This is a genomic window from Mitsuaria sp. BK037, from assembly GCF_014193045.1.
Classification (GTDB): domain Bacteria; phylum Pseudomonadota; class Gammaproteobacteria; order Burkholderiales; family Burkholderiaceae_C; genus Roseateles.
This window is the reverse complement of record NZ_JACHYS010000002.1, coordinates 693,464-720,300: the sequence shown is the minus strand read 5'-3', so window position 1 is coordinate 720,300 and position 26,837 is coordinate 693,464. Positions and strand designations below refer to the sequence as shown.

Genomic DNA, 26,837 nt, shown 5'->3' with positions numbered 1-26,837 from the left:
GCGATTATGGCGACGATCTCCGAGAACATACAACAGCTCCATGGCCGCATTGAGAGGGCTTGCCTGCAGGCGTCGCGGCCCGTGCACAGCGTCACGCTGCTGGTGGTAACAAAGACTTTCCCGGCTTCGGATGTGAGAGAAGCGTTCGAGGCCGGCGAGTGCCGCTTCGGTGAGAACTACGTGCAGGAGGCCGTCGACAAGATCGACGCGCTGGCCGACCTGCGCGAGCGCGTCGAGTGGCACCTGATCGGGCCGCTGCAGAGCAACAAGACGCGGGTGGTGGCGGAGCGCTTCGACTGGGTGCACAGCGTCGACCGGCTCAAGATCGCCCAGCGGCTGGCCGAGCAGCGACCGGCGGCGCTCCCGCCGCTGGACGTCTGCCTGCAGGTCAACATCAGCGGCGAGGCGTCCAAGAGCGGCCTGGCGCCGGGTGAAGTGGCCGAGGTGGCGCGCGCGGTCGCCGCGCTGCCGAGGCTGCGACTGCGCGGCCTGATGGCGATCCCGGAGCCGGCCGCCACGCTGGAGGCGCAGCGGGTCCCGCACCGGGCGCTGGCCGGGCTACTGGCCGCGCTCAACCGGGACCTCGGGCTGAGCCTGGACACCCTGAGCATGGGCATGAGCGCCGACATGGACGCCGCGATCCTGGAAGGCGCCACGATGGTGCGCGTGGGCTCGGCGATCTTCGGCGCGCGGACCCGTCCGACCCCTCCGGGGGGCTGAATGGAGCCGCTGCAGCGCCTGGCCGACCTGATGCCCGACACGCCGGGCAGCCTGTCGGCCCGGGCGCTGTGGCGCGAGGGCAGGGCGGTTGAACGACGCTGGTTGCTGGGCGGCTGGCTGGCGACCGTCATCGCCTGCGTCGTGCTGGGCCTGCTCACGGTGCGCGAGGGCTGGTCCGGGATTCCCGTCGACCTGGGCGGCGCGGCCGCCTTCCTGACCTTCTACCCGCCGATCCCGCTGTGTCTGTGGTGGACGCTGTGCTTCGGCTGGCGCTGGGGCGCGGTGCCCGCCTGGGCGGCCACCTTCGTGCTGGCGGTCGACGCCGGCATGGCGCCGGGCTGGGCGGCGGTCTTTGCCTGCGCCAACCCGCTCGGGCTGGGCGTGCTGGCGCTGGGCTACCGGGCCGTCGGCGCGGCGCGCGGGCTGCGCAGCCTCAGAGCCTGGCTGTTCTTCGTGCCGCTGTGTTTCGTCGGCGCGGTGTTCAGCTCCGCCGGCGCGCTGATCTGGAATTTCAACCACGACCTCGCCGCCGAGCGCCAGCTGCCGATCTGGCAGGGCTGGTGGCTGGGCGCCTTCCTGCAGAGCGTGCTGCTCGGCGGGCCGCTGATGGCGCTGAGCTGGCCGCGGCTTTCGCGCTGGATCGCGCGCCGGCGGGCGCTGTTCACGCCGCCGCCCAGCGGCCGCCGCGCGATGGGCCTGGGCCTGCTGTTCGCGATCGTGCTGGCGGTGCAGGGGTATGGGCTGGTGAGCCTGGGCCTGGGCTCGCTGCAGCTGCGCGCCGCGCTGGCGAGCGGCGATTGGCGCCGGCTGGAGGAAGCGTCGCGGGTGATGCTCAGCACCGCCTGGGTGTTCTTCTGGGTGTTCACGCTGATCGTGCTTTTCGTGGCGCAGTTCGGGTACCAGGCGCTGTCGCGCTGGCTGCGCTCGACCGAGGCGCTGGTGACGCAGCTCGCCAAGGTCAACGCGGAACTCGAGCAGCGCTCGCGCACCGACGGCCTCACCGGGCTGGCCAACCGGATGGCGACCGAGGAGGGCCTGCGCGCGCTGCTGCGCACGGTGCGGCGCTACCGCACGCCGTCCGCGCTGCTGATGTTGGACATCGACCACTTCAAGCAGGTCAACGACCACCATGGCCATGCCGCCGGCGACGCGGTGATCCGCGCCCTGGCGCAGGTGCTGAAGGACGCCTCGCGGGAGGTCGACCTGCCGGGGCGCTTCGGCGGCGAGGAGTTCGTCATCGGGCTCGCCCACACCGACCTGGCCGGCGCGCGCCGCTTCGCCGAGCGCCTGCGCGAGCGCATCGCCGCGACGCCGGTGGCGCTCGACGCGAAGGACGACGGCGCGGCGTCAATCTCGTACACCGTCAGCATCGGGGTGACCTTGCTGCGGGGCGACGACGCCGGCGTCGAGGACCCGCTGCGTCGCGCCGACGCCGCGATGTACCGCGCCAAGCAGGGCGGGCGCAACCGTGTCGAGCTGGATGGCGAGGACGTGGCGGCCGCGCCGTCGACGTCCTCCGCGCCCGACAAGCCCTGACCCTCATGCCGCTGCCGGAGACCGGCAAGCCCTGACCCTTCGATGCGACGAGGGGCGCCGGCCGCGAGGCGGTTACGGCGCGGATACGGGCGCGACGCGGGCGACTCGCGAAGGAATGTGCAGGAATCATGAAACCGCGCCGAGCGCCGCATTAGGGCTTCTACCGAGCCGGTGAAAACGCCGTTTGCATTCAGTTGCAAGTGCCGCGTCAGAATTCACGGGCCCTCGGAACCGGCATCGATGCCCCGGATCAAGTCCAACGATGATCGCGCCGAATCCGATGGTCGGACCGCAGCGACGACGCCACGAGCGCCGACGTGCCCGCGCTGTCCGGCCAATCAACAACAACTGAATCGTTGCGAGGGAATCGATGTCGTTTCTATCCCGCCTGCGCATCGGCCAGCGCCTGACGCTGAGCTATGCGCTGCTGATCCTGCTGCTGATCGTGATCGGCGCTTTCGGCGCCCACAACGCCAGCCGCCTCTCCCATGACCTGAGCACGACGGCCGACTCCAGCCTCGTGAAGATCGCCCTGGCCAACACGCTGGAGAGCGACGTCAACGTCATCGCGCGTGCCTCCCGTGACCTGCTGCTGCTGGACACGGCCAATGCGATCAAGCGCCAGAAGAACGACATCGCCGCCGCGCTCGAGGAGGGCCAGAAGCAGCTGGCCGAGCTCGAGGCCAAGGTCGCCGATGTCAAGGAAGACAAGGCAGTCGTGGCCAAGGTGCGCGAGCACCAGACCCGGTTCGCCGCCGCGGTGTCCAAGTTCCTGGCGGTGCAGCAGGACGGCAGCCCGGACGAGGCCCGCGAGGCCCTGATCAAGGACGTGCGTCCGGCCCAGAAGGATTACCAGGACACGCTCAAGAGCCTGGTCGAGCTGCAGTTCGCCGGTGGCCGCGCGCTGGCCGAAGGCGGCGCGAAGCTGGCCAACCAGTCCATCGTCATCACCGGCCTGCTGGTCGTGATCGCCGTGGTCATCGGGGGTGTCGGCGGCCTGACGATCGCGCGGTCGATCATCGTGCCGGCGCGCAAGGCCAAGGACGCGGCGCAGGCGATCAGCTCGGGCGACCTGTCACAGCACATCGACGTGCAGGGTTCCGACGAGCTGGCGCAGATGCTGCACGCGATGCGCGACATGCAGACGGCGCTGTCGGGCGTGGTGGCCAGCGTGAGCGCCGCGGCGGGCGAGGTCGCGCAGAACTCCAACGAGATCGCCGGCAGCAACGTCGACCTGTCGGACCGCACCGCGCGGTCCGCCGAGAGCCTGCAGAACACCGCCGCGTCGGTGGAGCAGATCGCCTCCAACCTGAACGGCGCCAGCGAGCTGACCCGCAAGGCCGCCAGCATCGCCAGCAAGGCGCGCCAGTCGGCCTCGGCCGGCGGCACGGTGGTGAGCCAGGTCGTCTCGACGATGGAAGAGATCAGCGCGAGCTCGCGCAAGATCGGCGACATCATCGGCGTCATCGACGGCATCGCCTTCCAGACCAACATCCTGGCGCTGAACGCAGCGGTGGAAGCGGCCCGTGCCGGCGAGCACGGCAAGGGCTTCGCGGTGGTCGCGTCGGAAGTGCGGGCGCTGGCCTCGCGCTCGGCGCAGGCGGCCAAGGAGATCAAGGTCCTGATCCAGGAATCGTCCGTCAAGGTCGAGAACGGCACGGCGCTAGTCAACAACGCCGGCGCGACGATCCGCTCGGTGGTGGACGAGGTCAACAACATGGGCCAGCTGATCGAGGAGATCTCGCATTCGGCCCAGGAGCAGGCGGCCGGCGTCGGCGTCGTGAACAACGCGATGAACGAGCTGGACCGCGCGACGCAGCAGAACACCACGCTGGTCGACGAACTGACCCGCTCCACCGACTCGCTGCGCGACAGCAGCTCGCGCCTGGTGCAGGCCGTGGGCTTCTTCAGCACGGCCCGCTCCGCGACCTGACGTCCCGGCTGCGCGAGTCGCCCCAGTTCCTACCGGAAATCCCGCTTTCCTCACCCAAGACGTACGAGGTCCCAAGATGAGCAAGAATCTGATCCCCACCGTTTCCCGCAGCCTGCTGGGCCTGGCCGCCGCGCTGGTGCTGGCCGCCGGCGCCCATGCCACGCCGAAGATCGTCAAGAAGGTGCCGCCGGAGTTCCCGGCCGAAGCCGCCCGCCAGTCGATCTCGCAGGGCTCGGTGCGCGCCAAGATGAACATCGAGCCGGACGGCAAGGTCTCGGGCGTCGAGATCCTGGAGGCCGAGCCGCGCAAGGTCTTCGACAAGGCCGTCACCCGCGCGCTGATGGACTGGAAGTTCGAGCCCAGCGGCCAGAAGGAGACGCACGAGGTCAAGCTGGTCTTCAAGAACGAGGACTGAGCCGGGAGGTCGGGAGGCCCTGTGGCGGCCAGGGCCGAGGTGAGTGTCCGGGCCTCGCCTCGCCTACACTCCGGCCCCATGTCCCGCTTGAACGCCACCGGTCCGCGCCGGCTCCTCTGGAGCCGCTGGCTGGTGCTGGCCGTCCTGGCCCTGACCCTGCCGCTGCAGGGGGCGCTCGCGGCCACGATGGGCATCGGCATGGCGCTGATGTCCGCGCACGGCGGCGGCGCCGTCGCGACGATGCCCACCGATTGCCATGAGATGGCCGGCATGGACATGAGCGCCATGCACATGGGCGCGATGGGCCACGATTGGATCGGCATGGGCGGCATGGGCGGCATGACGCACGGCGGCCATGACGGGGCCTCGACGGACCTGTCGCCGACGGACGCCGCTGCGCCGCACGACGACGGCGGAGACGCCGCCACCGATCACCACTGCGGCATCTGCCTGCAGTGCTGCATCGGCGCCGCGATGCCGATCGCGCCGCTGATGCTCGCCGCGCAGGACCTGCGCGACGCCACCCCCACGCTCCGCGCCATCGACGCGCCCGAGCAGACGCCGCAGCCGCTCGAGCGGCCGCCAAAAACCTTCCTCGCCTGAACGCCGGCGCTCGTCCTGGACGAGCCGCCGTGAGCGTCGCCATCGTGCCGGGTTCCGTCTGACGACGGCCAGGCCGGCGGCCTGCACCGACCCTCACCCCCACCCTCTCCCGCAAGCGGGAGAGGGAGTCCGATCCGATCCCTCGCCCCGCTGGTGGCGCCAAGGAAGAGGTTCGATCCGATCCCTTGCTCCGCTGGTGGCGCCAGGGAAGAGGTCTGATCCGCTCCCTTGCTCCGATGTGGCGCCAGAGAGAGGGTCTGATTCACTCTCGCGCCGCTGGTGCGGGAGATCGGTCTGACTGACTCCCTCTCCCCGCTGGCGGGGAGAGGGCAGGGGTGAGGGGTCTGGGCAGTCCTCCCTGCTCCCGATCCTTCGCGAGGAAGCCATGTCTTCTCGATTGCTCTGCCTGCTGGCCGTGGCCGCGACCCTCGGGTCTGCCGCGGCCGCGCCTCCCGATCCCGCCGACCCTCGGGCGACCACGCCCGCGCCGATCGTCAAGCCGCCCGCGCCCGCCTCCGGCGCCGCTGTCGCCGACCCCGGTGTCGGCGACTGGCGCCAGGCCAACCGCCGTGTCCACGAGGCCGGCGGCTGGCGCGCGCTGCTGCGCGAAAGCCAAGCAGCGAACGCACCCGCCCCGGCGCCAGCGTCGCCCGCCCGACCGGCAGCTGCCTCCTCCCTCCCGGCGAGCGCCGCGTCTGCGGCCAGCGCCGCCCCGGTCCCCGCCAGCGCCACCTCGGCCCCGGCCGGCGACCATCACCACCATTGAGGAGCCCCCGATGTCCTCGACGATGACCTCCCTGCGCCTGACCCTGCCCGTGCTGCTGGCGCTGGGCCTTTCGGCCTGCGCGTCGCTCTCGCCGGAGCAGGCGGCCGAGCCGGTCCAGCGGCAGAGCCGCGACTGGCTGGGCAGCGACCTGCCGCTGCAGCGCACCGACGACCAGCGCGCCGCCGCCCGCGCGCGCACCGACGCCCTGCTGGCCCGGCCGCTCGATGCCCAGGGCGCGGTGCAACTCGCGCTGCTGAACCACCGCGGCCTGCAGGCCAGCCTTTACGGCCTGGGCATGGCCGACGCCGAGCGCGTGCAGACGCTGCTCTGGCCGAACCCGGTCCTGAGCCTGGGCCGCCTCGTGCGCGGCGACGAACGCGAGATCGAGCGCGGTCTCGAGTTCAACCTGCTGAGCCTGCTCGGCCGCGGTGCCCGCCAGGACGCCGCCGCCCAGGCCCTGGCCCGCGAGCAGGCGCGCGTCGCGCAGCAGCTGCTCGACGTCGCCTCCCAGGCGCGTCGCAGCTGGGTCCAGGCCGTCGCCGCGCAGGAGCGCCTGCGGCAGGCGCGCACGGTGCTGGACTCCGCGTCCGCCGGCGCGGAACTCGCGCTGCGGATGCGCCAGGCCGGCAATGTCAGCGCCCTGCGGCTCGCCCGCGAGCGCGCGGTGCTGGCCGAAGCCCAGCTCGCGCTGGAGCAGGCCGAGCTGCAGGCGACCGGTGACCGCGAGGCGCTGATCCGCGCGATCGGCCTGTGGGGCGACGACGTGGCGACGCTGACGCTGCCGGAGCGCCTGCCCGACGTGCCGACCGACTTCCGCGCCGCCGACGACCTCGAGCGGCAGGCGGTGGCGCAGCGGCTCGACATCCAGGCCGCGAAGCGCGACTCGGAGCAGCTCGCCGCGCAGCTGGGCCTGACGCGCCGGACCGGCCGGATCAACGTGCTCGAACTCGGCCTGCAGCGCAACAGCAGCAACGAGGAACCCACCCAGCGGGGCGTCGAGCTCAGCGTCGAGCTGCCGCTCTTCGACTGGGGCCAGGCGCGCGTGGCCGGTGCCCGCGAGGCCTACGGGCAGTCGCTCGAGCGGACCGCGCAGGTGGCGATCGACGCGCGTTCCGAAGTCCGCGTCGCGCGGGCCCGCGCGGAGACCGCCTGGCGCATCGCCCGGCGTCATCACGACGAGGTGCTGCCGCTGGCCCGGCAGGTCTCCGACGAAACCCTGCTGCGCTACAACGGCATGCTGGTCGGCGTCATGGACCTGCTCGCCGACGCGCGGGCCCAGGCCCGCGCCGTCGCCGCCGCGCTCGACGCGCGGCGCGACTACTGGCTCGCCGAATCGATGCTGTCGCAGAGCCTGCTCGGCCCCGTGCGCGACGGCGCCACGGCCGCTTCCCCGACTCCGACCGCCGCGGCGTCCGAAGCCGCCGGCGCCGCCGCGCATTGAGCGCGCGGTCCTGAAAGGATTCCCGATGATTTCCCGACGCAACCTGTTCGCCCGCGCCGCCGCGGGTGCGGCGCTCGGCGCGGCCGGTGCGGTCAACGCGAGCGGTGTCTCGCGCGTCGCGATGGCGGCGCTGCCCGAGCCCGCCCAGCGCGACACGCCCGACACCGCGCCGCCGCTGACGCCGCCGGACGGCCGGCCCTACAACCCCGTCGTCACCCTCAACGGCTGGACGCTGCCCTGGCGCATGCGCGACGGCGTCAAGGAATTCCACCTCGTCGCCGAGCCGGTCCTGCGCGAACTCGCGCCGGGCTGCACCGCCCACCTGTGGGGCTACAACGGCCAGTCGCCCGGTCCCACCATCGAGGTCGTCGAAGGCGACCGCGTGCGCATCTACGTCACCAACAAGCTGCCCGAGCACACCAGCGTCCACTGGCATGGCCAGCGCCTGCCCAACGGCATGGACGGCGTCTCCGGGCTCACGCAGCCGGCGATCAAGCCGGGCGAGACCTTCGTCTACGAGTTCGTCGCCCGCCGGCCCGGCACCTTCATGTACCACCCGCATGCGGACGAAATGACGCAGATGGCGATGGGCATGATGGGCTTCTGGGTCACCCATCCGAAGGCGCGGCATCCGCAGATCGCCGAGGTGCAGCGCGACTTCTGCTTCCTGCTCTCGAGCTACGACATCGATCCCGGCAGCTACACGCCGCGCACGATGACGATGACCGACTTCAACCTGTGGACCTGGAACAGCCGCGTCTTCCCGGGCATCGACACGCTCAACGTGCGCCAGGGCGACCGCGTGCGGGTGCGGGTCGGCAACCTCACCATGACCAACCACCCCATCCACCTGCACGGGCACGAGTTCGAGGTCACCGGCACCGATGGCGGTCCGGTGCCCAGGTCCGCGCGCTGGCCCGAGGTCACCACCGACGTCGCGGTGGGCCAGATGCGGCAGATCGAATTCATCGCCGACGAGCCCGGCGACTGGGCCATCCACTGCCACAAGAGCCACCACACGATGAACGCCATGGGCCATGAGGTCGATACGCTGATCGGCGTCGACCACCGCGGGCTGGCCGCGCGCATCAACAAGGTCATCCCCGACTACATGGCGATGGGCGAGCGCGGCATGGCCGACATGGCCGAGATGGAGATGCCGCTGCCGGAGAACACCGTCCCGATGATGGCCGGGCGGGGGCCGCATGGCGCGCTCGAGATGGGCGGCATGTTCAGCGTGCTCAAGGTCCGCAAGGACCAGAAGCCCGGCGACTACCGCGATCCGGGCTGGTACGCCGCGCCGCGCGGCACGGTCGCGCGCGCGGTCGATGCCCCGCCCGGAGCGCAGTCAGCTCCTGCGCCGAGGACCGCTGCGCCCTCGTCGGCGCCCGCGCCCGAACCGCTGCGCGTGCGCAAGCCCGATGGCCACGGCCATCAGGGCCATTGACCCATTGCTCATCACAACATCGGCGCGCGATCCGCGATCCGCGATCCGCGACCTGCGATCCGCGCGCCGCTGACATCGATTCAAACGCTCATCAGGAGATCACCATGAACCGTTTCCCCGCCTTCCTTGCCGCCATCGCGCTGACCTTGATCGCTGCGGCCTCGCTGGCGCGCGCCCAGCATCAGGGGCACGAGGGCCATGAAGGCCACGGCCAGCCGGCGGCGGCCGCCGCGCCGGCCGCGAGTGCCGACGCCACGGCGTCGTCGCAGGACTGGATTGCTGCCGAGGTCCGTCGTGTCGACGCGGCGCAGCAGAAGTTGACGCTCAAGCATGGCGAGATCCGTCATCTGGACATGCCGGGCATGACGATGCCCTTCAAGCTGGCGCCTGGCGTGCTGAGTGCTGCGCAGCTGACGGCGATGAAGGCTGGCGACAAGGTCGAGGTGCGCATCGAGTCGCGCGACGGCGCCCCGACGATCATTGAGCTTCGCCCGGCGCCGGCCCCGAACTGAGGCACGACTTCGGCGCCCCCCTCGGTGGTTCGGGGACGGCAGGGCGCGGGGTCTTGGCGCTTGCCGCCAAGGCCCTGCGCCCTGGCGGCCAAGCGCTCGCCCGCGGCAGGTGGAACGCCCCCCACCAGATCACCGACAATCCCGCCCCATGGCGATTCAATGGTTTCCCGGGCACATGCACAAGACCCGGGGCGCGATCCGCGAGCGCATGAAGAGCGGCATCGACGTGGTCATCGAGATGCTCGATGCCCGCGTGCCCGCGAGCAGTGCCAATCCGCTGATCGCGCAACTGACGGCTGGCCGGCCGGCGCTGAAGCTGCTCAACAAGCAGGATCTGGCGGATCCGACCCGCACGGCCGAGTGGCTGGCCTTCTACCGCTCCCGTCCGGACACGCAAGCGGTGGCCATCCACCAGGGCCAGCCCGGCCTGGCCAAGCTGATGGCGGCCGAGTGCCGTGCGCTGGCGCCGCACCGGGGCGGGCTGGACAAGCCGCTGCGGGTGCTGATCTGCGGCATTCCCAACGTCGGCAAGTCGACGCTGATCAACACGATTGTGGGCAAGCGTGCCGCCGCCACCGGCGACGAACCGGGCATCACCAAGATCGAGCAGAAGATCCTGCTCGACAAGGGTGTCTACCTCTTCGACACCCCGGGCATGCTGTGGCCCAAGATCCGCGTGCCCGAGGCTGGCATCAACCTGGCCGCCAGCGGCGCGGTCGGCCGCAATGCCTTCGAGGAGGAGGTCGTGGCGCTGGACCTGCTGGGTTATCTGCGCCGGCACTATCCGCAGTCGCTCAAGAGCCGTTACCAGCTTGAGCCGGACGCCAGCCTGCTGGACGGCGAGGTGCTGGCCTTGATCGGCAAGCGGCGCGGCGCGGTGCTCTCCGGTGGCCGCATCAACACGCAGAAGGCGGCCGAGATCCTGCTGTACGACCTGCGCCAGGGGCAGCTTGGTCGGATCACGCTGGAGACGCCGGCCGAATTCGCCGAATGGACCGCGGCGGCCGAGGCCGCCGAAGCGGCCAAGCTGGCGGAGAAGGAAGCCCGCGCCGCGCTGGCCAAGCGCGGCACGCGTGACGCGGACGCGTCCGGCGACGAGGACGAGGACGAGGACGAGGACCCGGACGACGACCTCGACGAAGACGACGGCGGCGACCGCCGTCAGTGAAGCTGCAGCATCTGCAGCGCCGGCAGCTGCCAACCGAAGTACAGCGCCGCCAGGCGTAGCGCGGCCACCCCGACCATCCCCAGCACGAAGGCCCAGCGCATCGGCAAGCCCATCGCCTTGAGCGCGAAGTACAGCGCGATGCCGCCGATCGCCGCCGTCGCATAGATGTCCTTGCGCAGCAGCAGCGGCGCCTGGCCGCTCAGCAGGTCGCGCAGCACGCCGCCCCCGCAGGCGGTCAGCGTGCCCATCAGCAGCGCGGGCATCGGCCTCACGCCGTGTTCCTCGGCGATCTCCGTGCCGCAGAGCGCGAACAGCGCCAGGCCCAAGGCGTCCGCGATCTTGAGCACCGCGATCGCATGCCCCGGGAAGGGGCCGACCACCAGCGCCGCCAGCGCGCTGGCCACGATCACCAGCAGGTAGCGGGTGTCCTTCATCCAGAACACCGGATGCCGGTTCAGCAGCAGGTCGCGCAGCGTGCCGCCCCCCACCGCCGTCATCGCCGCGATGACCAGCAGCCCGAACAGGTCCAGCCCGGCCTGCATCGCGGCCAGCGCTCCGCTCACGGCAAACACCGCCACGCCCAGCAAATCGAACCAGTAGATCATCGGCATAGGGCCGGGAGTGTAGAGGCGGCCCCTTGAAATCGGCGCCGCCGCGCCCATGTGCCCCGCCGCGATAATCCGCCCCCAATCGGGGTGGCGCTCCCACCCGTTTCTCTCATCCACCCTTCTTTCGAACGATGGACAAGCAAACTCATTCCTTCCAGGCCGAGGTCAAGCAGATCCTGCATCTGGTGACGCACTCGCTCTACTCGAACAAGGAAATTTTCCTGCGCGAGCTGGTCAGCAACGCCTCCGACGCCTGCGACAAGCTGCGCTTCGAGGCCCTGGATCATCCCCAGTTCCTGGAAGACCAGCCCAACCTCGAGGTCCGCGTCTCCTTCGACGCCGAGGCCCGCACCGTCACCATCAGCGACAACGGCATCGGCCTGTCCGCGGAAGAAGCGATCGCGCACCTGGGCACGATCGCCAAGAGCGGCACCCGTGAGTTCATGGCCAAGCTCGAGGGCGACCAGAAGAAGGATGCGCACTTGATCGGCCAGTTTGGCGTGGGGTTCTACTCCGGCTTCATCGTCGCGGACCGCATCACCGTCGAGTCTCGCCGTGCCGGCCTGCCGGCCGACCAGGGCGTGCGCTGGAGCTCCGAAGGCACCGGCGATTTCGAGGTCGAGACCATCACCAAGCCGGGCCGCGGCACCGATGTGATCCTCCATCTACGCGAGGGCGAGGATGAATTCCTCAAGACCTGGCGCCTGAAGTCGACGATCGCGAAGTATTCCGACCACATCTCGCTGCCCATCCTGATGCGCAAGGAGGAGTGGGACGCGGAGAAGGCGACGCAGGTCCTCAAGGACGAGTGGGAGCCGGTGAACAAGGCCTCCGCGCTGTGGACCCGTTCCAAGAGCGACATCACCCAGGCCGAGTACGACGCGTTCTACCAGCAGATCAGCTACGACACCGAGCCGCCGCTGGCCTTCACCCACAACCGCGTCGAGGGCCGCAGCGAATACACGCAGCTGCTCTACATCCCGGCCAAGGCCCCCTTCGACCTGTGGAACCGCGACAAGCGCGGCGGTGTGAAGCTGTACGTCAAGCGCGTCTTCATCATGGACGACGCCGAGGCGCTGATGCCGGTCTACCTGCGCTTCGTCAAGGGCGTGATCGACTCGGCCGACCTGCCGCTGAACGTCAGCCGCGAACTGCTGCAGGAAAGCCGCGACGTGAAGGCGATCCGCGAGGGCTCGACCAAGCGCGTGCTGTCGATGCTGGAGTCGCTGGCCAACAGCGAGGACGCCGCCGAGCGCGACAAGTACGCCCGTTTCTGGACCGACTTCGGCCAGGTGCTGAAGGAAGGCGTCGGCGAGGACCATGCTAACCAGGAGCGCCTGGTCAAGCTGCTGCGCTTCGCCTCGACGCATGCCGACCAGAACGTCTCCTTCGCCGACTATGTGTCGCGCATGAAGGAGGGCCAGGAGGCCATCTACTACATCACCGCCGACAGCCTGGCCGCCGCGAAGAACAGCCCGCAGCTGGAGATCTTCCGCAAGAAGGGCATCGAGGTGCTGCTGCTGACCGAGCGCGTCGACGAGTGGATGCTGTCCCACCTCTACGAGTTCGAGGGCAAGTCGCTGCAGTCGGTCGCCAAGGGCGCGGTCGACCTGGGCCAGCTCCAGGACGAGGAAGAGAAGAAGAAGGCCGAGGAAGCCGCCGAGCAGTTCAAGCCGGTGCTGGACCGCCTGAAGACCGCGCTCGAGGGCCGCGCCAAGGACGTGCGCGTGACCACCCGCCTGGTGGACTCGCCGGCCTGCGTGGTCGTCGAGGAGGGCGACATCAGCGGCCATCTGGCCCGCATGCTCAAGCAGGCTGGCCAGACCGCGCCGACCGCGCTGCCGACGCTGGAGATCAACCCCGACCACGCGCTGGTGAAGAAGCTCGGCGCGATCGAGGGCGACGAGCCGCGCTTCGGCGACCTGGCGCAGGTGCTGTTCGACCAGGCGCTGCTGGCCGAGGGTGGCGTGCTGGAGGACCCGGCCGCCTACGTGCGCCGCGTCAACGCGCTGTTGCTGGGCTGAGCGCCGTCAGCAGCGGTCAGCAGCGGTCAGAAGCGCTCGGCGGCCACCTGCATGGCCTCGAGCTGCTCGCGCAGCTTGACGACCTGGTCGCTCCAGTAGTTGGGCGTCCCGAACCACGGGAAGGCCAGCGGGAAGGCCGGGTCGTCCCAGCGCCGCGCGAGCCAGGCGCTGTGGTGGATCATGCGCTGCGTGCGCAGCGCCTCCACCAGGCGCAGTTCGCGCCAGTCGAATTCGCGCACGCTCTCGTAGCCGTCCAACAGCGCGTCGCGCTGGATCCGCGCCGCTTCCGGATCGCCGGACAGCAGCATCCACAGGTCCTGCACCGCCGGCCCCTGGGCGGCGTCGTCGAGGTCGACGAAGTGCGGGCCGCGGTCCGGCGTCCACAGGATGTTGCCGGGATGGCAATCGCCGTGCAGCCGCAGCGAGCGCCGGTCCGGCAGGCTGTCGAAGGCGGCGTCGATCGCGTCGATGCAGCGCGCCGCGGCATCGTGCCAGTGGGCCGAGAGCTCCGGCGGCAGGGTGTCGTGGGCGCGCAGCCAGTCGCGGGCATCGCGCGCCGGCGCGGCGCTGTTCCAGGCGAGCCGCGCCTGGAAGGGCTGGGCCTGGCCGACGTCGTGCATGCGCGCGAGGAAACGGCCGATCCAGCGCAGCACCTCCGGGTCCTCGAGTTCCGGCGCACGGCCGCCCTGGCGCGGCGTGACCGCGAAGCGCTGGTCCTGGAAATGGCCCAGGGTGCCGGTGGCGCCGTCGATGGTCAGCGTCAGCGGCGCGACCACCGGGACCTCGGCCGCGGCCAGCGCCTGCGCGAAGGCGTGTTCCTCCAGGATCTGCGCATCGGTCCAGCGGCCGGGCCGGTAGAACTTCGCGACCACCGCCGCGCCGTCCTCCAGGTGGGCCAGCAGCACGCGGTTCTCGTAGGAGTTCAGCTGCAGCAGGCGGCCGTCGGGGCGCAGGCCCGCGTGCTCGAGGGCATCGAGCATCAGCTCGGGCGTCAGGAGGCCGAACCCGGCCGTCGTGTCAGTCATGGAGTCGCGGAGGCAACGAAAACGGCGCCGGAGCGCCGTCGTGTGTCCTCGAGGAAGCGGAGCAGGCGCGTAGCTTAGCGCCGCCCGTAACGCGGCGAATCGACGACAACGCCGCCGATGTCGGCGTCCGGCGATTCGCCGGGCAGGGGCGGGAAGTCGTGGCCGAACTGGGACTCCCGGCCGAGCTGCGAGTCGCGGAAGCCGCTGGCCTCGTGCGCGCCGGCGCGCGGCCGGTAGCCGCGGGTGCGGGGTTCGGCGGGCGGCAGCGGGGCCATGGCGGCGGACATCGGCGGCAGGGGCGCATGCATCGACTCGCCGCCGCCGAAGGCGTCATAACGGCTGTCGGGCGCGAAGAAGGAATCGCTGAAGACGGGCGAGTCGTTCCACAGCGTGTTGCGCGCGGCCGGGGCCACCGGTGCCGCGCGCCGCGTCGCGGCGGCGCTCGCGACCGGCGCATGCACGCTGGCGCGCGGCATCGGCGCCATGCTGGCGCGGCTGCCCTGGTTGCTGTAGGGCACGAGCAGCTGCAGCTCGGTCGCGCTGGGGAGCTGGTCGACCGAGGTGCGGAGGTAGCGGATCCGGCACGCGGCCAGCACGGCCTGCTTGATCTGCAGGCTGCGGGACGAGCCGGGGCGGTCGGTTTCCAGGTCGATGGCGGCCAGCACGCGGCCGTTGGGGCTGCAGATGGCGAAGTTCACGCTGATGCCGCCCAGCAGCTCATACCAGTAGCGGACGTCGCGGGCCTCGGTCGGCTGGCAGAAGCGCACCACCGGCAGCTTGCACATCACGACGTGGTGGGGGAGTGCTTCGCGCAGCAGGCGGAAGACGCGGCGTTCATCCGCGCTGAAGACCGGGCGCGGGCTCAGCGACCACTCGGTGGGCAGCGGCTTGCGCTCGCGCCGGGGGCGCCGCAGCAGCAGCGCGGCGAGCAGTCCTAGGACCGCCAGCGCCGACAGTCCCGCGATGATCCACGGAAGCAGGTTCTGCATATCCCAACGAACTGGACGGACCGGACGGATGGCGCGACGAGGCGCCGAGGGTCGCTCGGAGGTGGCAAGGACAGCGCGCAACGGACCGGCGAATCGGGCGAATGTAGCGGAAAGGCGTTACAAAATGCATCCGGATTCCCCCCTGGAATCGGGTGGGGCGCCGTGGAATGCCGTCGTCGTCCGTGCGATCAGCGTTTCGATCCGGGGCCGGCGGGGCGGTCGTCCGACCGGTCCCGGACCTTGCGGATGCGGGATTTCACCTCGGCCACGCCATCCAGGAAATCGCCGACGGTGCGCATGTGGCGCTTGAACTGGAAGTCCCATTCGGCCATGTGGCGCTCCAGGGCCTCGTCCACGTGCGAGGACACCGAGTCCGGCGGCAGCCGAAGCCAGGCTTCGGATTCGCCGCCGTCGCGCTCGACGGTCGCGCCGGCGTTGCGGGCGATCTTCAGCATCGGGGCGTTTTCGCTGAGGGCGTGGATGAACAGGGTGTCGATGCCGCGGTTGCGGGCGTGCAGCGCGGCGCGCTCGAACAGCCGGCCGCCGAAACCCTTGCCTCGCGCCGTGGTGGCGACCGAGACGCCGAACTCGGCCATCGCCGGCCGGCCCTTGATCTGCGGCGCCGGGGCGTAGGCCAGGTGGGCCACCGCGATCAGCTGCAGCCGGCGGTTGAAGATGCCCAGGACCTCGTCCCGGACGAAATCCAGCCCGGCCACGTACTTTTGGATCTGCTCGTCGCGCGCGGGGTAGCCGAAGCGCAGGTAGCGGTCGCGTTCCCCCAAGGAAAGCAGGTGCTGCAGGATGCGCTTGCGGTGGCGCCGCCCCAGCGAGCGGATCGGCACCCAGCTGGTCCAGCGCGCCAGCATCGCGCGGGGGTGCCAGCGCGAGCGGGGTGCCTCGTCCGGCACGGGGCCGGGCGTCGGGGTGGGCCGGGGATCGGGCGGGGTGGTCATGGCGCGGTGGCGGATGGGGTCGGATGCTAGCGGGGAAAGCGGGCGGCGGGTCGTTCCCTGCCGAATGCGTGTCGGAACCGGCATGGCGGGGCGCCGTCGCGGCGCTTGCGCCGGACCGGCGGGCGCGTGGATTTGGCCTTTCGGGCGTGTTCTGCTAGACTCGCCGGCTTTCCCGTTTCCAAGGCAGCGGGGGAACGTCCGTGAGAGGCCGCGCGATTCACATCGCCGACAAGCGTGCACCGAACGTACGGGGGCAGATCGCCCGAAGTTTCGCCTTTTGAAAGAATCTCATGAAGACCTTCAGCGCCAAGCCGGCCGAAGTGACGCACGAGTGGTTTGTGATTGACGCCACCGACAAGGTGCTCGGACGTGTTGCCAGCGAAGTGGCACTCCGTTTGCGCGGCAAGCACAAGGCCATCTACACGCCTCACGTCGACACCGGTGACTTCATCGTCATCATCAACGCCGAGAAGCTGCGTGTCACCGGCAACAAGGCCACGGACAAGGTGTATTACCGTCACTCGGGCTTCCCGGGCGGCATCTACGCCACCAAGTTCAAGGACATGCAAGCCAAGCATCCGGGCCGCGCCCTGGAGAAGGCCGTCAAGGGCATGCTGCCCAAGGGTCCGCTGGGCTACGCGATGATCAAGAAGCTGAAGGTGTACGCGGGCGACACGCATCCGCACACCGCCCAGCAGCCCAAGGCGCTGGAAATCTAAGGAGCCGTGATGATCGGAAACTGGAACTACGGTACCGGCCGTCGCAAGTCGTCGGTGGCGCGTGTCTTCATCAAGAAGGGCACTGGCCAAATCACGGTGAACGGCCGCTCGATCGAGCAGTACTTCGGCCGTCAGACCTCGATCATGATTTCGCGCCAGCCCCTGCTGCTGACGAACAATGGCGAGGCCTTCGACATCAAGATCAACGTGCACGGCGGCGGCGAGTCCGGCCAGGCCGGTGCTGTCCGTCTGGGCATCACCCGCGCGCTGATCGACTACGACGCAGCCCTGAAGCCCGAACTGAGCCGCGCCGGCTTCGTCACGCGTGACGCGCGTGAAGTCGAGCGTAAGAAGGTCGGTCTGCACGGCGCCCGTCGCCGGAAGCAGTTCAGCAAGCGCTGATCGACTTCCGTTCGCTGGTGGAATCCGGGTTGGGATTTCGTCAGCGACGCAAGCTCCAGAACAAGGCCGCTGTTTTCAGCGGCCTTGTTTTTTTATCCGGTGGGCTGCACCTCCCGCCGAAGGGGCTATCCCCAAGTGCCTGCCCATGCGGCGGGTGCTTTGAGATAATTCCCGCCATTCCTCCGACACAACAGGATCCACGATGAGCGCAGTCCTCGAAACCCAAACCACCGGCATGGGCGACATGCCGGCTCCGCTGGTCTTCACCGACAGCGCGGCTGAAAAGGTGCGCGAACTGGTGCTGGAAGAAGGCAACCCCGACCTGAAGCTGCGGGTGTTCGTCCAGGGCGGCGGCTGCTCCGGCTTCCAGTACGGCTTCACCTTCGACGAGGCCGTCAACGACGACGACACGCAGATGGCCAAGAACGGCGTGACGCTGTTGATCGACGCGATGAGCCTGCAATACCTGGTCGGCGCCGAGATCGACTACAAGGAAGATCTGCAAGGCGCCCAGTTCGTGATCAAGAACCCGAACGCGCAGACGACCTGCGGTTGCGGTTCGAGCTTCTCCGTCTGATCGGCCGGCACCGCCCAACTGCCCGACGCGTGTCGGGCGCCATGACCAAGACCGCCTTCGGGCGGTCTTGTCGTTTCTGGCTCACGCCGGGGTGTAGCTGCCCAGGACGCGGAGTCCGGTGCCACCGGTCGCGGCGGGCAGGTTGCCCGGGAGCCCGCGCACATGGCGCATCGCCAGCCAGGCGAACGCGGCGCCTTCGACCTGCATCGGCGGCAGGCCACGACGATCGGTGGTTGCTACCGTCATGCCGGGCAGCAGCGCGCGCAGCCGTCCAAGCAGCGCCTCGTTGAACGCGCCACCGCCGCAGACCAGCAATTCGCGCCAGGCGCCCGGAGCGTGAGCCGCCAGGCTGTCGGTCACGCCGCGCGCGCTCAACTCGAGCAGCGTGGCCTGCACGTCCACCGCGGAGACCTGCGGCGCATGCGCCGTGATGCGCTCATCCAACCATCCCAAGTGGAAGAGGTCCCGTCCCGTGCTGCGCGGTGGCGCCTGATGGAAGTAGGGCTCGGCGAGCAGCGCGGCGAGCAGTCCGGCATGCACCTGTCCCTGGGCCGCCCATTGGCCGCCTGCGTCATAGCTCGCGCCTTGATGCTGATGGATCCAGCCGTCCATCAGGCAGTTGCCAGGGCCGCAATCGAACCCACCGCTGCGACCGTCGGCCCACAGCAGGCTGACATTGCTGATGCCGCCGACGTTCAGGACGGCGACGTCCTCACCCGGCTGGGCCAATGCCGCACGATGGAAGGCCGGCACCAGCGGCGCGCCCTGGCCGCCGACGGCCAGGTCCCGGCTGCGCAGGTCGTGGACCACGGCGATGCCGGTGAGCTCGGCCAGCAATGACGCATTCAGCACCTGCAGGGTGAAGCCTGTGCCGTCGAATTCGCCGGGGCGATGCCGGACGGTCTGGCCATGCGCGCCGAGCGCGCGAATGTCCTGCGGGACCCGACGCTGCGCATTCAGCAGCGCGCGGCACACCTGCGCATAGGCGCGAGCGACGGCATTGCCGGCGAGGGCGGCGCGTTGCAGTTCGTTGTCGCCGGGGCTGTTCAGCGCCAGCAGTTCGGCACGCAATTCGGCGCCGAAGGGCTGGTATTCATGGGCGAGGGCCTGGACGCTGCCATCGGCCTCGACGCGCAACAGGACGGCATCGACGCCGTCCAGCGAGGTGCCGGACATCAGTCCGATGTAGAACTCGGCGCCGGCCATCGTCATCGCCGCAGCGTGGAGGTCGCGAGCGACCGCCGGCTTATTCGCCGACGACGCCCTCGTGGATGGACGAGGCCGCGTCGAGCGCGATCTTGGCGCTGGCGACCTGGGCCTTGAACGCGGCCTTGGCGGTCGCGGGCAGCGTGACGGCTTCCGACGAGCGCGCGATCACGCGCGGATCCTGCTGCTTGCCGTTCACGCGGAATTCGAAATGCAGGTGCGGGCCGGTGGCCCAGCCGGTCGAGCCGACGGCGCCGATCTTCTGGCCCTGGTCGACCTTCTGGCCCTTCTTGACGTCGATGCGGCTCAGGTGCGCGTAGACCGTCATGCGGTTGCCGCTGTGCTTGAGCTGCACCACGTTGCCGAAGCCGTTCTGCCAGCCGGCGAACTCGACATTGCCGTCGCCGACGCTGCGCACCGGGGTGCCGGTGGGGGCGCCGTAATCGATGCCCTGGTGCTGGCGCCAGGTCTGCAGGATCGGATGGAAGCGCATCGCGAAACCGGAGGTCACGCGGGAGAACTCCATCGGGCTCGCCAGGAACGAGCGGCGCTTGCTCTCGCCGTCGAAGCCGTAGTAGTTGCTTTTGCCGCTGGCCGGATCCCGGAACAGCACCGACTGGTAGCTCTTGCCGTTGTTGACGAACTCTGCGGCCAGCAGGCGGCCGGCGCGGTTGCCCCAGGTGATGGGCTCGCCGTCGGCGGTCAGGGTTTCGTAGACCAGCGAGAAGCGGTCGCCCTTGCGCAGTTCGCGGTGGAAGTCGATGTCGCCGGAGAACATGTCCGCCAGCTGGGTGGCGATCGCGTCGGGCACGTTGGCCTCGTCGGTCGCGGCGAACAGCGAGGACTGGATCGAGCCGCTGCCCAGGCGGGTCTGGGTCTCGAACGGCACGGTCTCCAGCTTCGAGACGAACTTGTCGCCTTCGCGGGTGATGCTCAGGCGGGTGAAGTGGGTGTCCTGCTGCTCGCTGGCCTCGGCGGCGTAGCGGGCGACGAGGGACTGGACCTCGCCGCTGGCGGTCGCGACGACCTGCACGCGCTTGCCGACGCGGCCGGTCAGCAGCTTTTTGGCGGTCTCGTCGCTGCGCAGGAAGGCGGCGGCGGCGACGTCGGCCGCGCCCATGCGCTTGAGCAGCGAGTCGGCGGTGTCGGCGGCGCGGGTGATGTCGCTGCGGGACAGGCCGGGATCGAACGCGGCCAGTTCGGCCAGTTGCTCGTCCAGCGACTGCAGCGGGATGGATTCCGAAACGATGCGCTGCGGCAGGTCCGCTGCGTCAGGGGCCATCGGGGCGACGCCGAAGGCGGTCACCGCGAAGCAGCTCAGGACACCGACGACGGTGCCGGTCAGGGTGCGCGGGTGCTTGGCCGCGAAGGATTCGGCGCGAGCGAGCGTGCGCTGCACGCGCTGCCATTCGTCAGTCCAATTCATCACGCGCCGAAGACCTTCTTTCTGGAGCCTGAGGAGTGCCGCCCGTCGCCACGCCGCAGGGCGTGACCCGGAGGGCCCGGGCCGGCGATTCGACGTGCCGGCCAGCGAAGGACGCCGGGGGCGTCCTGATGCTGCGGGGAGCGTCCACTAGAATCGCCGTCTTGCGTTGCAGCGTCCCATCGGGCATGAGATTTGCCCTCTTGGCGCCCCGCAAAAACAGCCGGCAGTATACCGGCGCGCCCGGGTTGCAAGTGCTAGAAAACCCGATAAATCAAGACTTTACGTAAGCCCGTGCGGGCTCCGAAGTGCCATGTCTGACATTCGAACCCAGTCCTCGCCGGCCGCTGAATTTCCGATCACCGACCGGGTCCGTCATGCGATGCAGCAATCGCTGCGGGGCTGCGAGGAACTGCTGCCGCAGGACGAATGGCTGAAGAAGCTGGCCCGTTCCGAGGCCACCGGCCAGCCGCTGCGGATCAAGCTGGGCCTGGACCCGACGGCGCCGGACATCCACGTCGGCCACACGGTGGTGCTGAACAAGATGCGCCAGCTGCAGGACCTGGGGCACCAGGTGATCTTCCTGATCGGCGACTTCACTTCGATGATCGGCGACCCGTCGGGTCGCAACGCCACGCGCCCACCGCTGACGCCGGAGCAGATCAAGCACAACGCCGAGACCTACTACAAGCAGGCCAGCCTGGTGCTGGATCCGGCGCGCACCGAGATCCGCTACAACAGCGAATGGTCCGACCCGCTGGGGGCGCGCGGCCTGATCCAGTTGGCGGCCAAGTACACGGTGGCCCGCATGATGGAGCGCGACGACTTCACCAAGCGCTACGCGGCCGGCACGCCGATCTCGGTGCATGAATTCCTCTACCCGCTGATGCAGGGTTACGACTCGGTGGCGCTGAAGGCCGACCTGGAACTGGGCGGCACCGACCAGAAGTTCAACCTGCTGATGGGCCGGCACCTGCAGGCCGAGTATGGCCAGGAGCCGCAGTGCATCCTCACCATGCCGCTGCTGGAGGGCCTGGACGGCGTCGAGAAGATGTCCAAGTCCAAGAACAACTACGTGGGCATCACCGAGCCGGCCAACAGCATGTTCGCCAAGATCCTGTCGATCAGCGACCTGCAGATGTGGAAGTGGTTCGACCTGCTGAGCTTCAAGTCGATCGAGGAGATCGCGGCGCTGAAGCGCGAGATCGAGGGCGGCCGCAACCCGAAGGAGGCGAAGGTGATGCTCGCCAAGGAGATCACCGCGCGATTCCACAGCGCGCAGGCGGCGGAGGACGCGGAGGCGGACTTCAACAACCGGGCCCGCGGCGGCATTCCGGACGACATCCCCGAGCTGACGCTGAGCGGCGCGCCGATGGGCATTGCCGCGCTGCTGAAGGCGGCCAACCTGGTGCCGTCCAACGGCGAGGGCAACCGCAAGATCGAGCAGGGTGGCGTCAAGATCGATGGCGTCACCATCAGCGACAAGGCCTTGAAGGTCGAGGCCGGCACGATGGTGCTGCAGGTCGGCAAGCGCCAGTTCGCGCGCGTGACGCTCACCTGATCTGACCTGACCGACTCACGCCATGCAAAACGGGAGGCCGAGGCCTCCCGTTCTGCTTGGAGTCAGCGAGTGCCTCCGGGCCCGGAACAGGGTGGGAGGTTCGCGGACGCGAGGCCTCCTACCCTGTGATGGGCCGCGCTGGCTGACGCGCAGTCGCGCAGCGCCGGTTGCCCATACGCCTCACTGCTTGATCGGCCGCAGATAAGGCCCCGGCTTCGGCGTCTTGACGGGATCCTTCGCGATCGCATCCTTGAGCCAGGCGATCGCCGCATCCAGCTGCGCATCCTGCCCATTGGCGGTCGCGCGCGGCGGATTGTCGACCTCGATGTCCGGCGTCACGCCCTTGCCCTCGACGAGGAACTGGCCGTCGACGGTGATCTGTCCGTTCTCCGCAGCGCGCATCAGCCCGTTGTCCATCAACCGGTTCTGGTCGGACAGCCACACCCCGGCGCCCGAGGTCGTCTTGCCGATGACCGGTCCCAGGCCCAGGCGCTTGAAGCCTTCGGAGAAGGTTTCGCCGTCGGAGTAGGTTTCCTCGTTGGCCAGCACGACGACCTTGCCGCGGAACACCTGCTGCATGTTGGGATAGGGCTTGCTGCCGTAAGGCGAGCGCGGTTGCCAGAAGGCCCAGGCGCGGCGCAGCAGCGTCTGCAGGATCCAGCTGTCGATGTTGCCGCCGTTGTTGTGGCGGACGTCGATGATGAGCCCCTCGCGCTCGCTCTGCGCGTAGAACTCGCGGGCGAAGTCGCCGATGTCGTCGCGAGTCATCGCGCGCAGGTGCAGGTAGCCGATCTTGCCGTTGCTGGCGGTGTCGACGATCCGGGCGCGGCCGTAGCGCCAGTCGTTGATGCGCAGCTGGCCTTCGCGGCGCAGGTCGACCGGCGTGACGACGACGGGGCGCTCCTTGCCGGAGGGCTCGCGCACCTGCAGCAGCACCTGCTTGCCGGCCTGGCCGCGCATCAGTTCGCTGGGATCGGGGGCCTGGGTCGCGTCGCGGCCGTTGATCTGCGTGATCACGCTGCCCACCGGGATGTTCAGCCCCGGCGCGGCCAGCGGGCCGGCGTCGGCCGGCAGTTCCGGATCGCCGCTGAAGATGCGGGCGATCTTCCAGCCCTTGGCGTCGCGCTCGAGTTGCGCGCCCAGCCCGGCGAAACCGGGTTCCTCGGCACCCTTGCGCAGCTCGCCCGGCGCCACCTGGCTGTGCAGCAGGCTCAGCTCGCCCACCATCTGCGCCATGACCTCGGCCAGCTCGCTGCGCTCGGTGACGCGTTCCACCAGCGGCGCGTACTTGGCGCGCATCGCGGTCCAGTCCACGCCGTGCATGTCCTTGTCGTAGAAGAAGTCGCGCTGCATGCGCCAGGCGTCATTGAACATCTGGCGCCATTCGGCCTTGGGATCGACGGCGATCTGCCAGTCGGTCCAGCGCACGCGCGACTTGTCCAGGTCGCCGGGGATCTTCGGTCCGGCGTCGACGATCAGGATCTCCGGCGCGGCGCCCGGCGCCGCGGGGCGGCGGATCAGCAGCTTCTTGCCGTCGGCGCTCAGGTCGAAGGCGCCGACCTGTTCGGCGAAGGTCTCGACCTTGGTTTCGCCGGGACCGATCGGCAGCTGGCGCAGCGTGGTGCCCTCGTGCAGGTACAGGCGCTTGGAGTCCACGGCCAGGCCGCTGTAGTTGCCGGCGGCGATGGGCACTTCGAACAGGCGCAGCGACAGGCCGGGGATCTGGATCTCGGGCTTGCCCTTGGCCGCGGGCTTCTCTTCCTTCACCGCGGCGGCCTTGGCCTGGTCGACCTTCTGCTTCGATTCCTTGTTGTCGGGCTTGTCCTTCTCCTGCTCGCGGACCTCGGCCTCCTCCTTGGCCTTCAGGCCCTGGAGCTCATCCGGCTGCGCGAACGGGAAGCGCAGGCCTGGCTGCAGCGCCAGCGCGTAGACCTTCCAGCCCTTGTCGAAGAACGGGCCCATGTTGCGGTCGCCCCAGGGGCCGGGGTTGCCGGTCACGTCGAAGCTGCGGCGCGACAGGAAGTAGAGCCACTGGCCATCGGGGCTGAAGGCCGGCGCGGTCGCGGCGTAGCGGTCGCTGCCGAGCTGGTGGACCTTGCCGTCGGCGACGGTCAGCAGCATCAGCTGCTCGCGATAGGGGTTGCTGGTGGCGCGGACGAAGGCCAGCGCCTTGCCGTCGGCGGACCAGGACAGCGAGGCCGCGCCGTCGCCGAGCGTGTCGCGGTCGACCTCGCGGGTCGCGGCGGCGCGGCTGGGGTTCTTGAGGTCGGTGAGGAAGAGGCGGCCTTCCTTGTCGGTGTGGGCGATCCAGCGGCCGTCGGGCGAGGGCGACAGGCTGCGGCGCATCGCGGTGGCGCCTTCGGTGACCTGCCGCGGCTGGCCGGCGCCGTTGGCGGCCAGGCGCCAGATCTCGAGTTCGCCGCTGTAGTCGCACAGCGCGAAGACGTCGCGGCTGTCGCTGCTGAAGGCGGTGTCGCGGCAGCGGCCGGCGTCGCCGAGGCTAGCGGGCACCGGCAGTTCGGCGCGGCGCAGCGGGCCGACGCCTTGCGTGGCCAGGCGGCCGCGCGCGGTCAGCACGACCTGCTCGCCATTGGGCGACAGCGAGACCGCGGTCAGGAAGTCCTGCGGGCGGCTGACCCAGCGCTTGCGCTGCTGGTCGAAGTCGCCGCCCAGGGCGATGGACAGCTTCTGCTCGGCGGCGCTGCCGTTCAGGTCGAGGCGGTAGAGGTCCGCGCCGACGGCGAAGACCGCCTGCGCGCCGTCCAGGCTCGCATGGCGGATGTCCCATCCCTTGAGGCGGGTGTGCTGGCGCGGGTCGGAGCCATCGGCCTTGACCGACCAGAGGTTGAAGGTGCCGTCGCGGTCGGACAGGAACGCCACGCGCGCGTTGCCGCCGGCGTCGACGTAGGGCATGGGCCGGCGGTCGTTGGCGCCTTCGGGGACCAGCGGCCGGGCCTCGGCGCTGCCGGCGAGGTCCATCACCCACAGCCGGGCCAGGGCGCCGCCGCGGTACTGGCGGGCGTTGTCGCCGCGCAGGCCGTTGCGGGTGAAGTACAGGGTCTTGCCGTCGGCGCTGAGCGCGCCGTCGCTGGCCTGGCCGACCGGCAGCGCGCGGTGCTTGCCGGTGGCGATGTCGACCAGGTGCAGCTGGGTGCCGGGCTCGCCGCGCTCGGTGTTGCCGGTGTAGAGCACCTCGTTCTGCGCGGTGATGCCCCAGACGCGCACCGCGCCGGTGTCCCAGGTCAGGCGGCGGGGCACGCCGCCGCCGGCCGGCATGACGAAGACGTCGCTCGCGCTTTCCTGCTGGCCGGTGAACGCGATCCAGCGGCCGTCGGCGGACAGGGCGGGATAGGTCTCGACGCCGCCATGGGTGGTCAGGCGCTGGGCGGTGCCGCCGGCGGCGGAGGCCTGCCACAGGTCGCCCTCGGCCACGAAGACCAGCCGGTCGCCGCGCAGCGCGGGCTGGCGGTAGAAGCCCAGCGCCGGATCGACGAGCGCCGCACGGGCGGCCGCGCCGCGGGCGACGGCGTCGGCGGCGCCGAGGGCGGCAGCCGAGGTCGCGGCCGAGGTGGCGGTGGATTCTGCGGCGATGGCCAGGGTGGCCATCGAGCAGGCCGAGGCGATGGCCAGGCGGCGGAGCGTGATGCGCATCGAGGTCTTCCTTGTGGGAGTCCGGGGACGGAGCGTTGGAACGAGAAGGGAACCGGCCGGACGGCAGCCGGAAGTCATGCGGCGCGGATTCTGGCGCCGGGCGGGGCGTCAGCGGTTCGTCACCCCCATGGCCACATGCCCTGCGGGCACGTGGGGCACGGCGTTCTGGACGTGGCCATGCTGGTCGTCGAAGAAGAAGTCGGGCTCGAACTCGCGCAGGAATTCGCCCTTGGCCAGGCCGCCGAGGAACATCGCCTCGTCGACCTCGACGTCCCAGTCCATCAGCGTGCGGATGGCGCGCTCATGGGCGGGGGCGCTGCGGGCGGTGACCAGCGCGGTGCGCAGGCGCATCGGCGCGGCGGGCGCGGCCTGCAGGCGCTGCAGCGCGTGCAGGACTTCCTTGAACGGACCGGCGGGCAAGGGCGTCAGCTTGCGTTCGCGTTCATGGGCCTGGAAGGCGTCCAGGCCATCGCGCTGGTAGATCTGTTCGGCCTCGTCGGAGAACAGCACGGCATCGCCGTCGAAGGCGATGCGCAGCTCATCGGGATAGGCGGCCGAGGCGCGCGCCGACTGCGGGAAGACGCGTGCCGCGGCCACGCCGGCGGCGAGGGCGGAGCGCACGTCGTCCTCGTTGGCGGAGAGGAACAGGTCGGCCTTGAGCGGGCGCAGGTAGCGCCAGGGGCTCTGCCCGCGGGTGAAGACGCCGCGCTCGATGGTCAGTCCGTAATGCTGCGCGGAGCGGAACACGCGCATGCCGGAGATCGGATCGTTGCGGGACAGGACAACGACCTCGACGCGGGGCGTCTCGCCCAGGGCGTTGAAGGCGAGCAGCTTGCGCGCCAGCGAGAAGGCGGTGCCGGGCTTGGCCGGCTCGTCCAGGCGCTGCTGCTGCAGCCGCATGTAGGCGCGGTCGTCGCTGTTCTCGAAGAGCTGGTTCTCCTCTTCGAAGTCGAACAGCGCGCGGGAGGAAAGGGCCACCACCAGGCGGCCGTCGAGGGAGGCGGGCATGGGTGGGGATGATAGGGGTCCCGGGGGCCGCCGCCGGATCGGACATGGCGGCGTGAGGCCGTCGTGATCAGGCGTTGACGCGGCATTGAGGGCGCAATGAATCAGACACTTCTTGTCGATTTGGTGATCCGAGACAGCCGCCCGACTGTC

The 26,837-nt window shown here is 70.0% G+C and carries 23 protein-coding genes; 15 read left to right on the top strand and 8 right to left on the bottom strand.

Annotated elements, in window-relative coordinates; genetic code table 11:
- The first annotated feature begins 6 nt into the window (after nucleotides 1–6).
- The 10 genes from FHT37_RS15305 to ylqF all read left to right on the top strand — a co-directional run bounded on the left by FHT37_RS15305 (nucleotide 7) and on the right by ylqF (nucleotide 10,541).
- The gene (locus tag FHT37_RS15305; RefSeq protein WP_183482586.1) at nucleotides 7–720 is read left to right on the top strand and encodes a YggS family pyridoxal phosphate-dependent enzyme; all 714 of its coding nucleotides are present in this window, start codon (nucleotides 7–9) and stop codon (nucleotides 718–720) included.
- A complete protein-coding gene (locus FHT37_RS15300; RefSeq protein ID WP_183482584.1) occupies nucleotides 721–2,256 on the top strand; it encodes a diguanylate cyclase in 1,536 nt (511 codons plus the stop codon). It begins immediately after the preceding gene.
- A gap of 370 nt (nucleotides 2,257–2,626) precedes the next feature.
- The gene (locus tag FHT37_RS15295; RefSeq protein WP_183482582.1) at nucleotides 2,627–4,189 is read left to right on the top strand and encodes a methyl-accepting chemotaxis protein; all 1,563 of its coding nucleotides are present in this window, start codon (nucleotides 2,627–2,629) and stop codon (nucleotides 4,187–4,189) included.
- A gap of 76 nt (nucleotides 4,190–4,265) precedes the next feature.
- Nucleotides 4,266–4,604, top strand: a complete 339-nt coding sequence (locus tag FHT37_RS15290) for an energy transducer TonB (RefSeq protein ID WP_091727391.1) — start codon at nucleotides 4,266–4,268, stop codon at nucleotides 4,602–4,604.
- Nucleotides 4,605–4,682: 78 nt separating this feature from the next.
- Nucleotides 4,683–5,207 carry a hypothetical protein gene (locus FHT37_RS15285; RefSeq protein WP_183482580.1) on the top strand — a complete coding sequence of 175 codons (525 nt, stop codon included), beginning with the start codon at nucleotides 4,683–4,685 and terminating at the stop codon, nucleotides 5,205–5,207.
- A gap of 385 nt (nucleotides 5,208–5,592) precedes the next feature.
- Nucleotides 5,593–5,973, top strand: a complete 381-nt coding sequence (locus FHT37_RS15280; RefSeq protein ID WP_183482578.1) for a hypothetical protein — start codon at nucleotides 5,593–5,595, stop codon at nucleotides 5,971–5,973.
- 10 nt (nucleotides 5,974–5,983) lie between these two features.
- Nucleotides 5,984–7,414: a TolC family protein gene (locus FHT37_RS15275; RefSeq protein WP_183482576.1), complete on the top strand. Its 1,431-nt coding sequence runs from the start codon at nucleotides 5,984–5,986 to the stop codon at nucleotides 7,412–7,414.
- Nucleotides 7,415–7,439: 25 nt separating this feature from the next.
- Nucleotides 7,440–8,861 carry a multicopper oxidase family protein gene (locus tag FHT37_RS15270; RefSeq protein WP_183482574.1) on the top strand — a complete coding sequence of 474 codons (1,422 nt, stop codon included), beginning with the start codon at nucleotides 7,440–7,442 and terminating at the stop codon, nucleotides 8,859–8,861.
- 104 nt (nucleotides 8,862–8,965) lie between these two features.
- Complete coding sequence (locus FHT37_RS15265) at nucleotides 8,966–9,373, top strand: copper-binding protein (protein ID WP_183482572.1); 408 nt, start codon at nucleotides 8,966–8,968, stop codon at nucleotides 9,371–9,373.
- Nucleotides 9,374–9,521: 148 nt separating this feature from the next.
- A complete protein-coding gene (gene ylqF, locus FHT37_RS15260; RefSeq protein ID WP_183482570.1) occupies nucleotides 9,522–10,541 on the top strand; it encodes a ribosome biogenesis GTPase YlqF in 1,020 nt (339 codons plus the stop codon).
- Here the strand turns inward: ylqF and FHT37_RS15255 are convergent.
- Entirely contained in the window at nucleotides 10,535–11,152 is a 618-nt protein-coding gene (locus FHT37_RS15255) for a trimeric intracellular cation channel family protein (protein ID WP_254783452.1), read from the bottom strand. The two genes, ylqF and FHT37_RS15255, sit on opposite strands and share 7 nt — an antisense overlap.
- 128 nt (nucleotides 11,153–11,280) lie before the next feature.
- Here FHT37_RS15255 and htpG point away from each other — a divergent pair, with 128 nt between their 5' ends.
- Nucleotides 11,281–13,173, top strand: a complete 1,893-nt coding sequence (gene htpG, locus FHT37_RS15250; protein WP_147241429.1) for a molecular chaperone HtpG — start codon at nucleotides 11,281–11,283, stop codon at nucleotides 13,171–13,173.
- A gap of 26 nt (nucleotides 13,174–13,199) precedes the next feature.
- Here htpG and FHT37_RS15245 read toward each other — a convergent pair whose 3' ends face one another.
- From FHT37_RS15245 to FHT37_RS15235, 3 genes are all read right to left on the bottom strand, one after another.
- Entirely contained in the window at nucleotides 13,200–14,198 is a 999-nt protein-coding gene (locus tag FHT37_RS15245) for a serine/threonine protein kinase (protein ID WP_091727366.1), read from the bottom strand.
- Nucleotides 14,199–14,272: 74 nt separating this feature from the next.
- Nucleotides 14,273–15,187: a DUF2726 domain-containing protein gene (locus tag FHT37_RS15240; RefSeq protein WP_183482568.1), complete on the bottom strand. Its 915-nt coding sequence runs from the start codon at nucleotides 15,185–15,187 to the stop codon at nucleotides 14,273–14,275.
- A 188-nt stretch (nucleotides 15,188–15,375) separates the two neighbouring features.
- Complete coding sequence (locus FHT37_RS15235; RefSeq protein WP_255488858.1) at nucleotides 15,376–16,140, bottom strand: GNAT family N-acetyltransferase; 765 nt, start codon at nucleotides 16,138–16,140, stop codon at nucleotides 15,376–15,378.
- Between the two features lie 290 nt (nucleotides 16,141–16,430).
- Here FHT37_RS15235 and rplM point away from each other — a divergent pair, with 290 nt between their 5' ends.
- The 3 genes from rplM to erpA all read left to right on the top strand — a co-directional run bounded on the left by rplM (nucleotide 16,431) and on the right by erpA (nucleotide 17,838).
- Complete coding sequence (gene rplM, locus FHT37_RS15230; RefSeq protein WP_067065533.1) at nucleotides 16,431–16,859, top strand: 50S ribosomal protein L13; 429 nt, start codon at nucleotides 16,431–16,433, stop codon at nucleotides 16,857–16,859.
- A 9-nt stretch (nucleotides 16,860–16,868) separates the two neighbouring features.
- Nucleotides 16,869–17,261 (top strand): 30S ribosomal protein S9, encoded by a 393-nt coding sequence (gene rpsI, locus FHT37_RS15225; protein ID WP_091727356.1) that lies wholly within the window; start codon nucleotides 16,869–16,871, stop codon nucleotides 17,259–17,261.
- Between the two features lie 202 nt (nucleotides 17,262–17,463).
- Complete coding sequence (gene erpA, locus FHT37_RS15220) at nucleotides 17,464–17,838, top strand: iron-sulfur cluster insertion protein ErpA (RefSeq protein WP_091727353.1); 375 nt, start codon at nucleotides 17,464–17,466, stop codon at nucleotides 17,836–17,838.
- Between the two features lie 81 nt (nucleotides 17,839–17,919).
- Here erpA and FHT37_RS15215 read toward each other — a convergent pair whose 3' ends face one another.
- Both FHT37_RS15215 and FHT37_RS15210 read right to left on the bottom strand, forming a co-directional pair.
- Nucleotides 17,920–19,050: an anhydro-N-acetylmuramic acid kinase gene (locus FHT37_RS15215; protein ID WP_183482566.1), complete on the bottom strand. Its 1,131-nt coding sequence runs from the start codon at nucleotides 19,048–19,050 to the stop codon at nucleotides 17,920–17,922.
- A gap of 34 nt (nucleotides 19,051–19,084) precedes the next feature.
- On the bottom strand, nucleotides 19,085–20,470 hold the full coding sequence (locus FHT37_RS15210; protein WP_091727345.1) for a M23 family metallopeptidase: 1,386 nt from the start codon (nucleotides 20,468–20,470) through the stop codon (nucleotides 19,085–19,087).
- A 379-nt stretch (nucleotides 20,471–20,849) separates the two neighbouring features.
- Here FHT37_RS15210 and tyrS point away from each other — a divergent pair, with 379 nt between their 5' ends.
- Nucleotides 20,850–22,028, top strand: a complete 1,179-nt coding sequence (gene tyrS / locus FHT37_RS15205) for a tyrosine--tRNA ligase (protein WP_404932665.1) — start codon at nucleotides 20,850–20,852, stop codon at nucleotides 22,026–22,028.
- Nucleotides 22,029–22,208: 180 nt separating this feature from the next.
- On the opposite strand, the gene FHT37_RS15200 is transcribed toward tyrS, so the two are convergent.
- Nucleotides 22,209–25,679: a S41 family peptidase gene (locus tag FHT37_RS15200; protein WP_183482564.1), complete on the bottom strand. Its 3,471-nt coding sequence runs from the start codon at nucleotides 25,677–25,679 to the stop codon at nucleotides 22,209–22,211.
- A 108-nt stretch (nucleotides 25,680–25,787) separates the two neighbouring features.
- A complete protein-coding gene (locus tag FHT37_RS15195) occupies nucleotides 25,788–26,687 on the bottom strand; it encodes a 5'-nucleotidase (RefSeq protein ID WP_183482562.1) in 900 nt (299 codons plus the stop codon).
- Nucleotides 26,688–26,837 lie beyond the last annotated feature (150 nt).